Annotated in this window: 9 protein-coding genes; all 9 read left to right on the top strand. The window is 41.1% G+C overall.

Annotation, left to right across the window (positions count from 1 at the left end; translation table 11 throughout):
* On the top strand, nucleotides 1–432 hold a 432-nt coding region (locus tag ACT8YW_RS08535), incomplete at its 5' end, for a serpin family protein (protein ID WP_444104624.1).
* A gap of 162 nt (nucleotides 433–594) precedes the next feature.
* Nucleotides 595–2,544 carry a cytochrome c biogenesis protein CcdA gene (locus ACT8YW_RS08540; protein ID WP_444104625.1) on the top strand — a complete coding sequence of 650 codons (1,950 nt, stop codon included), beginning with the start codon at nucleotides 595–597 and terminating at the stop codon, nucleotides 2,542–2,544.
* A 421-nt stretch (nucleotides 2,545–2,965) separates the two neighbouring features.
* Nucleotides 2,966–3,700, top strand: a complete 735-nt coding sequence (locus tag ACT8YW_RS08545; protein WP_444104626.1) for a DUF5131 family protein — start codon at nucleotides 2,966–2,968, stop codon at nucleotides 3,698–3,700.
* Nucleotides 3,701–3,840: 140 nt separating this feature from the next.
* Nucleotides 3,841–5,937 carry an aceric acid hydrolase gene (locus ACT8YW_RS08550; RefSeq protein ID WP_444104627.1) on the top strand — a complete coding sequence of 699 codons (2,097 nt, stop codon included), beginning with the start codon at nucleotides 3,841–3,843 and terminating at the stop codon, nucleotides 5,935–5,937.
* A 35-nt stretch (nucleotides 5,938–5,972) separates the two neighbouring features.
* Nucleotides 5,973–7,832: a right-handed parallel beta-helix repeat-containing protein gene (locus tag ACT8YW_RS08555; RefSeq protein WP_444104628.1), complete on the top strand. Its 1,860-nt coding sequence runs from the start codon at nucleotides 5,973–5,975 to the stop codon at nucleotides 7,830–7,832.
* 162 nt (nucleotides 7,833–7,994) lie between these two features.
* Nucleotides 7,995–10,199, top strand: a complete 2,205-nt coding sequence (locus ACT8YW_RS08560) for an alpha-L-rhamnosidase-related protein (protein ID WP_444104629.1) — start codon at nucleotides 7,995–7,997, stop codon at nucleotides 10,197–10,199.
* A gap of 195 nt (nucleotides 10,200–10,394) precedes the next feature.
* The gene (locus ACT8YW_RS08565) at nucleotides 10,395–11,015 is read left to right on the top strand and encodes an RNA polymerase sigma factor (RefSeq protein ID WP_099147388.1); all 621 of its coding nucleotides are present in this window, start codon (nucleotides 10,395–10,397) and stop codon (nucleotides 11,013–11,015) included.
* 7 nt (nucleotides 11,016–11,022) lie between these two features.
* Nucleotides 11,023–12,030, top strand: coding sequence for a FecR family protein (locus ACT8YW_RS08570; RefSeq protein ID WP_444104630.1), 1,008 nt, complete (start codon nucleotides 11,023–11,025; stop codon nucleotides 12,028–12,030).
* A gap of 201 nt (nucleotides 12,031–12,231) precedes the next feature.
* Nucleotides 12,232–15,732, top strand: a complete 3,501-nt coding sequence (locus ACT8YW_RS08575; RefSeq protein WP_444104631.1) for a TonB-dependent receptor — start codon at nucleotides 12,232–12,234, stop codon at nucleotides 15,730–15,732.
* The last annotated feature ends 1 nt before the right edge of the window (nucleotide 15,733 follow it).

The raw sequence follows: 15,733 nt of genomic DNA on the forward strand, positions 1-15,733 counted from the left end.
CCAGTAGAAAATAGTTCATTAGAGGAAAGTTTATTATGGTTGTCAAATGATACTGGGAAACAATGTGAGACGCAAATGTCTTATCAAAAATTACAGATTAAAATGCCTAAGTTTTCTTTTAAATATCAAAAGCCATTGAATAATGATATGAGTGTTTTGGGAATGAAAGATGCCTTTACTTTAGGTTTAGCAGATTTTAGAAATATATCGGCATCTGAAAATTTATATCTTAGTTCATTGGAACAGTTTACTTATTTGGAAGTAAATGAAGAAGGAACAGAAAGTGCAGCTATTACAACAGAAGTTCCTGCTACTTCAACAGGAGATGACAAAGATATAATTCATTTTTTTATGGACCGTCCATTCCTATTTATGATAAAAGAGAAGAGTACAGGGCTTATTCTTTTTGCAGGGCAAATAACTAAACTATAGAGCTATTACATCGTTCTATTTTGTTAGTAAATGAGTACGCTATTTGGAAAAAAAGAGTCCTTTTTTGATATAGAAATGCAGAAAAGAAATAAGAGATTAGCGATCGCAATAGAATATAAACAGTGAAATAAAATTGTTATGTAATAGATTATAACTTGGAAAATGAGAATTATTTTATTTTTATTAGTAGGTTGGTACACAATCGGGAATATACAAGCACAAATCAAAGAGCCTGTAAAGTTCAAAAATGAGTTGAAAATGACATCTGAAACGGAAGCGGAAATCGTGTTTACTGCTTCGATAGAGAAAGGATGGCATGTGTATTCGACCGGGCTAGGGGATGATGGGCCTATTTCCGCTACTTTCAACATCAATGCGAGTAATCATGTAGAGACAATGGGTAAATTGCAACCTGTTGGAAAAGAAATCAGCATCTATGATAAGATGTTCGAGATGAATGTGCGCTATTTTGAAGATACGGTACAGTTTATCCAAAAAGTGAAATTTACAGGAAATGATTACTTTATGGATGGGTTTCTGGAGTTTGGAGCTTGTAACGATGAGAGCTGTTTACCTCCGACTCAAATTCCTTTTAAATATGGGAAAAAAGCAGAAGCAGATTTAATAGTTGCAAAAGGGAAAGAAGAGGCTCCGGTAAATGTGGTAGAGAAGCAATCGGAAAGTGATCTTTGGAAACCAGTAATCAATGAATTGCAGGTGTTAGGTGAAGAACATTCTCAAGAGGATAAATCTTGGTTGTATGTCTTTGTCACTGGATTCCTTGGCGGATTATTGGCTTTGTTCACTCCCTGCGTATGGCCGATTATTCCTATGACTGTGAGTTTTTTCCTGAAAAGAAACAAGGATAAGAAGAAAGGGATTCGGGATGCATGGACTTATGGTGCTTCAATTGTCGTGATTTATGTAACACTGGGATTAGCAATTACTTTAATATTTGGTGCCAGTGCATTGAACGCTTTATCAACAAATGCCGTATTTAATATTCTTTTCTTCCTGATGTTGGTTGTTTTTGCAGCTTCTTTCTTTGGGGCATTTGAACTTACTTTACCTTCTAAATGGAGCAATGCAGTGGACAGCAAAGCGGAAGCGACGAGTGGCCTATTAAGCATTTTTCTGATGGCATTTACGTTATCTCTAGTGTCTTTCTCTTGCACAGGGCCGATTATCGGTTTTCTGCTCGTACAGGTTTCTACGACAGGTAGCGTGATTGCTCCTGCTATCGGAATGTTAGGCTTTGCCATCGCTTTGGCTTTACCATTCACACTGTTTGCTCTTTTTCCTTCGTGGCTGAAATCAATGCCTAAGTCAGGAGGGTGGATGAATGTAATTAAAGTCACATTGGGCTTTCTGGAACTGGCTTTTGCTTTGAAATTTTTGTCGGTTGCGGACTTAGCCTATGGTTGGAGAATCTTGGATAGGGAAACCTTTCTTGCGTTATGGATTGTGATTTTCGGACTAATGGGGTTATATCTATTGGGAAAGATCAAGTTTCCGCATGACGGTGATGAAAACAGGGTAGGCGTGGGGCGCTTCTTTCTTGCGCTTGTTTCTTTAGCATTTGCTGTATATATGATTCCTGGACTTTGGGGGGCACCTTTGAAAGCTGTCAGTGCATTTGCTCCTCCTGTGATGACACAGGACTTTAATTTATATTCGAATGAGGTCCACCCCAAATTCAAGGATTATGAAATCGGTATGGAGTATGCACGACAACAGAGAATGCCTGTGATGATCGATTTTACCGGATATGGTTGTGTGAATTGTCGTAAGATGGAGGCGGCTGTATGGACAGATAGTAAAGTGGGTGGTATCATCAATGATAAGTATGTACTTATCTCTTTGTATGTGGATGATAAAACTCCATTGAATGAGCCTATAAATGTTGTGGAGAATGGAACGGAACGCACTTTACGAACAGTAGGCGATAAATGGAGCTATCTGCAACGGGTGAAGTTTGGAGCAAATGCCCAACCTTTTTATGTATTGCTGGATAATGACGGTAATCCGTTGAATAAATCTTATGCATACAATGAAGATATTCCAAAATATATAGAGTTCCTGCAGGAAGGGCTGGAGCGATATGTGAAATGATGAATTTTAGACATTCAGCTTGTATGTTTTGGCTTATAGCTAAAGTTTGGAATGAGAAAAAGAATAATTCTTTTTGGGCATTTTCATAGAAATACATAGAATAGTGTTATCTTTGTAAAGTGACATCGGGTATAATAGAGCAAATTGTATAATAATATTTGTATCTGACATATAAGCAGCATGAGGGCGAAGATTTCTGCTGTGATGTTCTGAATTACATGATCTGAAAATGTGAATGTTGCCCTTGTCAAGATGGGCAGATTAAGATAAAGATCCCTCGTGGATCGGCTGCCTGTGAAGGTCGCTCTATTGTTTGTTTTGTTTGTGTTTTGGTGCACCTTTTTTCTGATAAAGAATAAGGTGCACTCTTTTTATAGTTATGTATATGTAATATTAAATATATTTTTGAAGAAAAAAGAAGATGGGTGAAAAAGCTTCAATGTGGAATCTATGGCATGGCTGTCACAAATTAAGTGAAGGCTGCCGTCATTGTTATGTATACCGGGCGGATGGTAAATATGGAAAAGACAGTTCGGTGGTGACAAAGACAGAAAAGTTCGATTTACCCTTGCAGCGTAAAAAGAATGGTACGTATAAAATACCTTCGGGAAATTTGGTATATACCTGTTTTACTTCAGATTTTCTCATTGAAGATGCGGATGAATGGCGTGCTGAAGCGTGGGAGATGATGCGGATACGGCAGGATCTTCGTTTCCTTTTTATCACTAAGCGGATAGACCGGTTGCAACAGTGTCTGCCTCCCGATTGGGGAGATGGCTATAACAATGTGACCATTTGCTGCACGATGGAGAACCAGGATAGAGTGGATTATCGTTTACCTATTTATAAAGAAATCCCTATTAAACATAAAATCATTATCTGCGAGCCGCTTCTTAGTCGGATTGATTTCAGAGGTGAGCTGGGAGAGTGGGTGGAACAGGTAGTTGCAGGAGGAGAATCAGGAAAAGAAGTCCAAGTATGTGACTACGAGTGGGTATTGGATATCCGGCAGCAATGTATAGATGCGAATGTCGGCTTTTGGTTTAAGCAGACAGGGAGTTATTTATTAAAAGACGGACATGAGTATAAGGTTGCACGACAATTTCAACATTCGCAGGCGAGAAAGGCGGAGTTGAATTATACACCTGATAAATAAGAAATAAAGATTAATACAGATCTTTTTTACTGAAAGCGAGGGTTGCTTAGCAATCTTCGCTTTCGTTTTATTGAGTACAAAATACGGATAATCACGTCTTTTTATAAAGATATTGTGTAAATTTTAAATTATCCATATTAATGAAACAGATAAAACTGTTACTTCTTTTAGCTTCCGCCTCCGTTACGGGAGCACTTGCGCAAAGCAATGGATTGACGGATATGAGTCAGAGCCGTTTTGCGAAGATGGCGAATACCGGAATCAGTGCCGTACATTGGACAGATGGATTCTGGGGAGATCGCTTTCAGGTATTTAGCCGGACTTCCCTGCAAAGTATGTGGAACACTTGGAACACGCCAGAGATCTCTCACGGTTTCCGTAATTTTGAGATTGCTGCCGGTGTGTGTAAGGGTGAACATTGGGGACCTCCGTTCCATGACGGAGATATGTATAAATGGATGGAGGGTGTGGCTTCTGTCTATGCTGTCAACAAAGATCCGGAACTGGATAAGTTAATGGATAACTTTATTACTTGTGTCGTAAAAGTCCAACGTGCAGATGGTTATATACATACACCTGTTGTTATCGAAGAACTGAATAAAGGTATTGACTCTCATGCATTAGGGGATCAGCATAAACAAACGGTCATCGGAACGAAAGTAGGTGACGAGAATGAAAAAGGAGCTTTTGCCAATCGGCTGAACTTTGAAACATATAATTTGGGACATCTGATGATGGCAGGTATTATTCATCGTCGTGCCACCGGAAAGACTACTCTTTTTGATGCTGCTGTAAAAGCAACGGATTTTCTGTGCCACTTTTACGAAACGGCTTCTGCCGAACTGGCTCGTAATGCCATTTGCCCTTCACATTATATGGGAGTGGTCGAAATGTATCGTGCCACAGGAAATCCCCGTTATCTGGAACTTTCGAAGAACCTGATTGATATTCGCGGTATGGTGGAAAACGGAACGGATGATAATCAGGATCGTATTCCTTTCCGCGACCAGTATCGTGCAATGGGACATGCCGTACGTGCAAATTATCTGTATGCAGGAGTAGCGGATGTATATGCCGAGACAGGCGAACAACAATTGATGAAAAATCTGACTAGTATCTGGAATGATATTGTCACTCGGAAGATGTACGTGACCGGAGCTTGCGGTGCTCTTTATGATGGAACATCACCGGACGGGACTTGCTATGAGCCGGATAGTATTCAGAAGGTACATCAGAGCTACGGACGTCCTTATCAGTTGCCGAATAATACAGCACACAATGAAACATGTGCCAATATCGGAAATATGCTTTTCAACTGGCGTATGCTGGAAGTGACAGGAGATGCGAAATATGCTGACCTTGTAGAGACTTGTCTTTATAATAGTGTATTGAGCGGTATCAGCTTGGACGGAAAGAAATATTTCTATACCAATCCGCTTCGTATCAGTGCCGATCTTCCTTACACGCTTCGCTGGCCGAAAGAACGGACGGAATATATCAGTTGTTTCTGCTGCCCGCCGAATACATTGCGTACATTGTGTCAGGCACAGAATTACGCCTACACATTGAGTCCGGAAGGCATTTACTGTAACTTGTATGGTGCAAATACGCTGACTACGACTTGGAAAGACAAAGGAGAACTGGCATTAACACAAGAGACGGATTATCCCTGGGAAGGAAAGGTACGTGTAACGTTGGATAGAGTTCCTCGTAAGGCAGGTGCTTTCTCGCTCTTCTTACGTATTCCTGAATGGTGCGAAAAGACTACGCTCACAGTGAATGGACAGCCGCTGCAAACCAATACAAAGGCAAATTCGTATGCGGAAGTAAATCGTACATGGAAGAAGGGGGATGTAGTGGAGCTGGTGATGGATATGCCTGTCCGTTTGCTCGAAGCTCATCCGTTAGCAGAGGAGATTCGTAATCAGGTGGTGGTGAAGCGCGGGCCGTTGGTTTACTGTCTGGAAAGTATGGATATTGCAAACGGGGAAAAGATTGATAATGTATTGATTCCCGCTGATATAAAACTAACTCCGAAGAAAATCACAATCAAAGGTAGTCCGATTGTTGCACTTGAAGGAATGGCACGTCTGGCATCTGCAACTTCGTGGGAAGGAGTGCTTTACCGGCCGATTGTTCAGGCTGAAAAGACAGTAAATATCCGCTTGATTCCTTATTATGCCTGGGGGAACAGAGGAAAGGGAGAAATGACTGTATGGATGCCTCTTGCCAGATAATCCGGATTGTTTAGTATACAGAAATAAAAAAAATCATGAAAAAGTTATTTGTAACGGCTATATGTATCTTGTGCAGTCACTGGCTATTGGCTGGTGAGATATGGATTTCTCCCAAGGGCAGTGACTTCAACGACGGAACTCGTCAATCTCCTAAAGCCACGCTGACTTCTGCCTTGCGACAAGCACGAGAATGGCGCAGGACAGAGGATAACCGTATTCAAGGTGGAATCACAATCTATATGGAAGGTGGAACGTATGCCTTCCATGAACCGGTTTTTATCCGTCCGGAAGATAGCGGAACCAAGGAATCGCCCACAATCATTCGTTCGGTAGGCGGTGAAAAGGTGATATTGAGTGGAGGAATCAGCATAAATGGCTGGAAGAAGCAAGGGAAAGTTTGGGTAGCAGATGTACCGGTATTTAATGGACGTCCATTGGATTTCCGCCAGTTGTGGGTGAATGGAAAAAAGGCAGTTCGTGCCCGTGATGTGGAGGATTTCGAAAAGATGAATCGCATTTGCAGTGTGGATGAGAAGAATGAAATTCTTTATGTACCTGTAGTTTCCATTCGCAGACTTATTGATAATAAAGGGAATTTGAAAGCTAAATATGCCGAGATGGTATTACATCAGATGTGGTGTGTTGCCAATCTTCGGATTCGTTCAGTTGAAGTGCAGGGAGATAGCGCGGCAATACGTTTTCATCAACCGGAAAGCCGGATTCAGTTTGAGCATCCCTGGCCGCGTCCGATGGTGACGACAGACGGACATAATTCTGCTTTCTATCTGACAAATGCCCGCGAATTGCAGGATGTACCCGGAGAATGGTATCATGATATAGATGCCCGTAAGATATATTATTATCCACGGGAAGGAGAGAAGATGCAGGAGGCGAAAGTGATCGTACCTGCTGTTGAGACATTAGTACGGGTGGAAGGAACTGTGGATCGTCCTGTGTGTCATATTCGTTTCGAGAAAATTACTTTTTCCTATACTACGTGGATGCGTCCGTCAGAAAAAGGACATGTACCTCTTCAGGCAGGTATGTATCTGACAGATGGTTACCGGATTGATCCGAAAATGCAACGGGATTACTTGAATCATCCGTTGGATAACCAAGGATGGTTGGGACGTCCCGCAGCTGCTGTTCGTGTGGTTGCTGCAAGGCAGATTGATTTCGAACGTTGCCGATTCGAGCATTTAGGCTCAACCGGATTGGATTATGAAGAAGCGGTGCAAGGTGGTGTTGTTCGTGGCTGTCTCTTCCGCGATATTGCCGGAAATGGTCTGTTAGTCGGTAGTTTTTCTCCGGCTGCCCATGAAACGCATTTGCCATACGCCCCTGCTGACCGTCGAGAAGTATGCACACAGCAACAAATCAATAATTGCTATTTCACGGAAATAGGTAATGAAGATTGGGGATGTCTTGCCATTGCTGCGGGATATGTAGGGGACGTCAATATCGAGCATAATGAAATCAGTGAAGTGCCTTATAGTGGTATCAGTCTTGGTTGGGGATGGACGCAAACTGTGAATTGTATGCGTAATAACAGAGTACATGCCAATCTGATTCATCATTATGCGAAACACATGTATGATGTGGCAGGTATTTACACACTCGGTTCGCAGCCGAAAAGTTATGTAACGGAGAATTGCGTGCATAGTATTTATAAGCCGGGGTATGTACACGACCCTAATCACTGGTTCTATCTTTATACGGATGAAGGTTCTTCCTTTATTACTGTACGTGATAATTGGACAGAAGGAGAGAAGTATCTGCAAAATGCCAATGGTCCGGGAAATGTATGGGAAAACAATGGTCCGAAGGTGGATAGTGTTATTCGTGAACGTGCGGGACTGGAAGTAGGATATAAGGATTTACTAAATATCCAGTAGGTATTGACAAGTCATTTAACTGTAATACGTGATTCGTTCCACAGATATGGAACTAAAGGAAAACAATTGTAGAACTAAAGGGAAACAGATGTGGAACTAAACGTCAACCACTGTGGAACGAATTATTTCTTACGATTCAGTTTGTTAGTAATAGAAAGAATAATGAAAAAGAAATATATGATATTGCTTAGTGCCTTGTCTTTGGCAAGCAGCACATTTGCCCAGACCTGGATATGGTATCCGGGAGACTACGAAATCTGGCTGGGAAATCAAATGAATAACCGTCGTACAGAACGAGGTGCATTTTTTCCTCCTTTTTGGAAAACGGACAGTCATTATGTTGTCGTAGAATTCAGCAAGCAACTGAATCTTTCCGAGCCGGAAGAGATCTTTATTGCTGCCGAAGGAAAGTACAACGTCAAACTGGATGGAAAGCTCCAGTTCGGTATGCCGGAAACCATGTTGCTTCCGGCCGGAAAACATAATCTGAACATTAAAGTCTGGAATCAGGCTACTCCTCCCACTATTTATGTGAAGGGAAAAACAGTGAATTCAGACTCTTCCTGGCGTGTGACTTACGAAGATAAAGAATGGATTGACGAGAGCGGAAAAGCGAGTGACACATCTGCCACTATCTATATGGATGCCGGATGCTGGAACTTTGACGGAGCTACCCAACGTCCTTCCCAATTCAGTCTGATGCGTGAACCGCAGCAACCTGTTACGAAGTCAGAACAGCCCGAAGGAGGTATCCTTTATGATTTTGGAAAAGAAACATTCGGATTTATCACATTGAAGAATCTTTCCGGAAAAGGAAAAATAGAAATTTATTATGGTGAAAGCCCGGAAGAAGCAAAAGATAAAGCATATTGCGAAACATTGGACAAACTCTTGCTCGAACCGGGACAAGTGACCGACCTTGCTATCCGCAGCACTTCTCCCTTGAGTAATTCTGAAAACGAATATACATTGGAGAACAGTAAAGCCTTCCGCTATGTCTATGTAACTCACGAGCCGGGTGTACAGATTGGAGAAGTCTCCATGCAATATGAATATCTTCCTGAAGAATACCGCGGAAATTTTCGTTGCAATGATGAAGAACTGAATCGTATTTGGGAAGTTGGTGCATACACCATGCATCTCACTACCCGCGAATTCTTCATTGACGGTATCAAACGTGACCGTTGGGTATGGAGTGGCGATGCTATCCAAAGTTATTTGATGAACTACTATCTTTTCTTTGATAACGAGTCCGTCAAACGTACAATCTGGTTACTTCGTGGCAAGGACCCTGTGACCAGCCACAGTAATACAATCATGGACTATACTTTCTACTGGTTCCTTAGCGTATATGACTATTATATGTATAGTGGCGACCGCCATTTTGTCAACCAACTATATCCACGTATGCAAACAATGATGGATTATGTGTTGGGACGTACCAATAAGAATGGCATGGTAGAAGGCATGACCGGCGATTGGGTATTTGTGGACTGGGCAGACGGCTATCTGGATAAGAAAGGCGAACTCTCTTTTGAACAAATCTTATTTTGCAGAAGTCTGGAAACGATGGCTTTGTGTGCGGAATTGGTTGGAGATGCCAATGGCAAACAGAAATACGAGAAACTGGCTGCTGCTTTGAAAGCAAAGTTAGAACCTGCCTTCTGGAATAACGAGAAACAGGCATTTGTACATAACTGTGTCAACGGTCAGCAAAGTGATGCGGTCACCCGCTATGCGAATATGTTTTCTGTCTTCTTTCAATATTTGAATGAAGATAAGCAACAAGCCATCAAACAGTCTGTTCTGCTGAATGACAGTATTCTGAAAATAACGACTCCCTATATGCGTTTTTACGAACTGGAAGCACTTTGTGCTCTTGGCGAACAGGATGCTGTAATGAAAGAAATGAAAAGCTATTGGGGTGGAATGTTGAAGGAAGGCGCTACCTCCTTTTGGGAGAAATATAACCCGGAAGAAACCGGAACGCAACATCTTGCCATGTATGGCCGTCCTTATGGAAAGAGTTTGTGCCATGCCTGGGGAGCGAGTCCTATCTACCTGTTGGGCAAATATTATTTGGGAGTAAAACCTGTAAAAGAAGGATATAAAGAGTTTGCTATTGCTCCTGTGTTGGGAGGATTGAAATGGATGGAAGGCACTGTACCCACTCCGAATGGCAATATCCATGTCTATATGAACAGCAAAACGATGAAAGTGAAAGCAACAGAAGGGAAAGGCTATCTAACCATCAAAAGCCGTCGTCCACCCAAAACAAATATCGGAACACCGGAAAAAGTGTCGGAAGGAGTATGGCGCCTCTGGATCGATTCATCCGAAGAAAGAATTGTTACCTATCATTTATAATACATTGTTAATTAGTTAGTGGAGTAGTCCTTGATTAACGGTTCCTCTTTTTAGTGGGGGATTGTTAATCGGGGACTTTTTTTATTGGAATATGCATCATCTTTTCTAAATTTTACTACTTTTGTTTTGTGAAAGACACTTAATTGTAATACGCCTTTTGTTCTTTTGGAAAAACAATTAAACAAAATCCAAGGAATGTTAGATAAATCAGCTCAATACACTAATACAGATGACGAGAAGCTCTTTTCCTTCATAGAAAAAGGAGATAAAGGAGCTTTTACACAGGCTTATGACAGATATCATAAGCTGCTATATGTATTAGCTTACCGTTATTTAATGAATGCAGACATGGCAGAAGATGTAGTGCAACATGTCTTTGCCCGTTTATGGGAATTTAGGTCGGAACTACATGTAGGAATCAGCCTTAAGAACTATCTGTTCACTATGACGAAAAATCATGTCTTAAATCTGATTCGTAATGAAAATAGTGCAATCAGCAAGAACTATGAGATAGCACAATCGACGCCTGTCTACGAAGATAATCTGATAGAAAATCTGGAGAAGAAAGAATTGATGGCCTCTTTTTATAAAGCGGTAGATATGCTTTCGCCACAGAAACGTAGTATTTGTTTGATGAAAGTGAAAGAGGAACTAACGAATCAGGAAATAGCCGAACGGATGAATCTGTCTGTTAATACAGTCAAAACGCATTATTCGGAAGCATTGAAAATGCTACGTATTCATTTAAGTAAAATGCTAATAATTGTTACTTTTGTCACACTAATGACATATTTAAGTGTCCACTATTTAAGATAAAAAGAGAATGAATCGACCCACTGATAAACAAATAGAAGAAGTGCTTGCCGGAGTTGCTACACCGGAGGATGCAAAGTTTGTGGCGGAATGGTTTGCCACAAAAGAAGGGAATACTTATCTGGATGCTGTGATGATCCGGGAGGCGGAATGTTTAAATGCCGAAACGGCAGAAATATATGTGGACCATATTATACCTTCAGAAAAGATGTACCACCAAATCCAAAAGAACATATCACGTAAACAGATCAAACGTATCTGCTTCCGTGTGGCTGCAATCTTGATTCCCGTTATTTTCCTGGTAGGTCTTTATTTACAGATCAATTCCCGGGTGGATTTATTCGGCACTACGGAATATGAGGAAATTCGTGTTGCCAAAGGAGAGCGGATACAGATGATGTTTCAAGACGGGACACGAGTTTATATCAATTCGGATTCCTGGTTGAAGTATCCTAAAAAGTTCGGATTGGGTAAACGGGAAGTTTTTCTGGTAGGAGAAGCCTATTTCGTGGTAGCCAAGAATAAAAAACGTCCGTTTATTGTTAATCTGAACGGACCTTCTGTTCATGTACTGGGTACTTCTTTCGATGTACAAGCCTACCCGGAAAATAAAGATATTGTGATTTGTCTGGATGAAGGACATGTAAATCTGACTCTCTCCTCTGCAAAAGAATACCCGTTACTGCCGGGTGAAAAACTGATATATAATAAAGAAAGTGAGCAGTGTCGGATAATCAAAAACGATCATTCAAAACAAGTCTCAATGTGGAAAGATAATGTAATTTCTTTTAAAGATACTCCTCTGGCAGAAGTGGTCAAGGTTCTGAACCGCTGGTATAATGTAAACTTTAAGATAGAGGATGAGCAGGCATCGAAATATGTATATACGTTGACCTCGGATAACACGATACTGGAGAAGGTGCTTCAGGATTTGGAAAAGATTGCGCCGGTAAAATTTGAATATGATGAAGTCCGGAAAGAAGTGACAGTCCGAATGAAACAGAACGGAAACAAGTAAGAATATACTGGATAAGATAATAGAATGAGGACAGGCTGTGTATATACGCAGCCTTTACTGTTTTAGAATAAGAATGTTATGAAATAAATTAGGCTTATGCAAAAAAACTCTTTTTTTTCTCACCCGCTTTTTTGACTTGTGTGTCTACTAAGCATAAATGAGATTTTAAATCTAAGTTTAACTTTAATCAAAGCAAGTAGTATGAAACACAAAGTTCTGCTCGTATTGTTGCTGGGGATAATCATAAGCGTTTCCGCTTCTGCCCAAAAGGTGACAATGAATCTTAAACAAGTAAAGCTGGAGAAAGTATTCTCTGCTATTACACAGCAAACTGGTCTTACGGTGGCTTATAGCCGTACGATCGTCAATCCAGATCGAATAGTGACGGTAGAAGCAAAGAATCAGGAACTATCTAAAGTTCTGAATGATTTGTTTCTCGGTACTAACGTAAACTATGAGATCGGAAAAACAAAAATTTATTTGAAGGAGAAAGTTACGGATTCTGAACAACAAACCAGTAATGCGAACAAAAGAAATATATCCGGTCGGGTAGTCGATGAAAAAGGAGAGCCGATTATTGGCGCCAGTGTGATGGTACAAGGCAGCTCTTTGGGTACAATAACGAATGTAGACGGACGTTATACTTTGGCTAATGTCCCCGAAAACAGTACGATTACAGTATCATACATTGGATATATTACGGTTAATTACGCTGCTACCAGCAGAAATCTGCCCCAAGTAGTTCTCCGCGAAGATAGTAAGACACTGGAAGAAGTGGTAGTGGTGGGATATGGTACGCAAAAGAAAGTAAACCTGACTGGTGCCGTTGCTATCGTTTCGGGTGATGAACTGACGACACGTTCTGCTGCCAACTTATCACAGCTTCTGCAAGGTTCTGTACCGAATATGAACGTAAACTTTAGTTCGGGACGTCCCGGACAAGGGGGAAGCTTCAATATCCGTGGAGTCAACTCCATTAGTGCGGATGCAGCACCTCTGACTATTATTGATGGAATCGAGGGAGATATAAATAAGGTAAACCCCAATGACGTAGAATCCATCAGTGTTTTAAAGGATGCTTCGGCTGCTGCCGTATATGGTGCCCGTGCTGCTTATGGAGTTATTTTGGTTACAACCAAGAATGGAAAGATAGGAAAGACCAATGTCAGCTATAACGGTCGTTTCAGTTTTGGTGATACAACAACTTCTACGGACTTTGAGACACGTGGTTATTATTCGGCCGGTATTAATGATATGTTCTACAAAACATACCAGGGCGTCCCTTATACACATTATACCCAAGAGGATTACCATGAATTATGGATTCGCCGTAATGATAAAGTGGAAGATCCTTCCCGTCCATGGGTGGTAGAAAAAAATGGAGAATATAAATATTACGGCAACTTTGACTGGTATAATTGTTTGTTTGATAATACCCGCCCCACTTGGGAACATAACTTGACGGTTTCGGGAGGAACCGAAAAAGTAAAGTACATGCTATCAGGCAACTACTATAATCAGAAAGGAATTATCAGAATAGATTCAGACCGCTTTAAGAAATATACTTTTCGTTCAAAAATCATCGCTAATATCACTTCCTGGTTTGAATTAAGTAACAATACCTCTTATTATCATTCTGAATATACTTATCCGGGGCTATCGGGAGTAAATGATGTTTTCAGCAGAGCCGGGCGGCATGCTTTGGCAAGTATTGTGCCGATGCATCCGGATGGAACCCTGGTTTACAGAACAGGTCTGACAGACACAGGAGAAGTGGCAGATGGTGTTAGTGCCGTATTATTGAATGGCGGTCACCATAACCGGGATCGTGAATATGAGTTTGTAACTACGTTCGAGGCCGTATTGAAACCCATCAAACATTTTGAGGTTCGTGCAAACTACAGCTGGGCGCATTACAACCAGCAGAATTTGAATCGTTCCGTAGATGTGTTATACTCCAGAAATCCGGGAGAAACAATCACAATGGATAACGGACGTACCAGAGGCAATTATTTGTCGGAAATACAAAACAACCAGATACGCCAGACTTTCAACTTATACGGGACGTATGACAATACCTTCGCAAATGCACATTCTGTAAAGGTCATTGTGGGAGGTAACTATGATTATAAGTATTTCAAGAAACTGGGAATGAAACGTAACGGGTTGCTCTCTGAATCTCTCGATGATTTTAACCTGGCAAAAGGTGATGATATATCCATAACCGGGGGACAAGAGGAATATGCTATTCTTGGTTTTTTCTATCGTTTGAATTACGGATATAAAGACCGCTATCTATTTGAAGCCAGCGGACGTTATGACGGTAGTTCCCGTTTCCGTCGAGGACATCGTTTCGGTTTCTTCCCGTCGTTCTCTGCCGGATGGCGTGTCAGTGAAGAAGCCTTCTTTACACAAGCCAAAAACTATGTAAGTAATCTGAAACTAAGACTGTCTTACGGATCATTGGGAAATCAGAAAACAGTAGGCTATTATGACTATCTGCAACTGATTAATACCGGAGCGGTAATGAACTATGCTTTCGGAGATACTACGAAAGGCGATTATGCCTATGAGTCAGCTCCGAACTCTACCGATTTGACCTGGGAAACTGTAATCACAAAAAATATAGGTTTGGACTTGGGTTTTCTTAATAACCGTTTGAATGTATCTTTTGATGCATATATTCGTGATACCAAAGATATGTTGATGGCAGGAAAGACTTTGCCTGGCGTATATGGTGCCTCTTCTCCCAGAATGAATGTGGCAGACTTGCGTACGAAAGGGTGGGAAGCATCTATTACTTGGGGAGATAGTTTTACTTTGGCAAGCAAGCCTTTCAACTACCGGATAATGGCTGGTATCGGAGATAACACCTCCAAAGTGACAAAATATGATAATCCCAACCGGACGCTGACTGATCCTTACGAAGGACAGCAGTTGGGCGAAATATGGGGATACGTAGTAGACGGATATTTTAAAACGGATGAAGAAGCAAGGAATTATAAAGTGGACCAATCGTTCGTTAACCAAATGATTAATGCAAGCGCTTTGGATAATGGACTTCATGCCGGTGACCTCAAATTTGTCGATTTGGATGGTAACAACAAGATTGAACAGACAACATCGGCTAATGACCGGAAAGACATGAAAGTGATCGGTAACTCATTGCCGCGCTATAATTATAATTTCGGAATCTCTGCAGATTGGTATGGAATTGATTTTTCAGTTCTTTTTCAGGGCATTGGCAAACAAAATTGGTATCCTGGTGCTGAAACGTCCATGTTTTGGGGACCTTATTCCCGACCATACACTAGTTTTATTCCTTCCGATTTCATGAGCCAGGTATGGAGTGAAGAAAATACAAATGCTTATTTCCCACGTCCCAGAGGATATGTGGCTCTCGGTAGTAATCGTGAATTGGCAGTGGTTAATACTAAGTATTTGCAGAACCTCGCTTATTGTCGGTTGAAGAATCTTTCTATTGGTTACACATTGCCGGATAAATGGCTTTCTAAAATAGGTTTCGAGAAAATACGTGTTTACTTTAGTGGTGAGAACTTGCTGACATTCACTAAGCTACATTCCGATTATATTGATCCGGAACAAGCATCGGCAAGTAACAGCTGGAAAACAAGTAAAAGTGACGCGAATATTTATCCCTGGGCAAAGACATACTCTTTTGGTGTAGATATAACATTCTGAT

The sequence above is a fragment of the Bacteroides sp. genome (assembly GCF_052357945.1).
Taxonomy (GTDB): domain Bacteria; phylum Bacteroidota; class Bacteroidia; order Bacteroidales; family Bacteroidaceae; genus Bacteroides.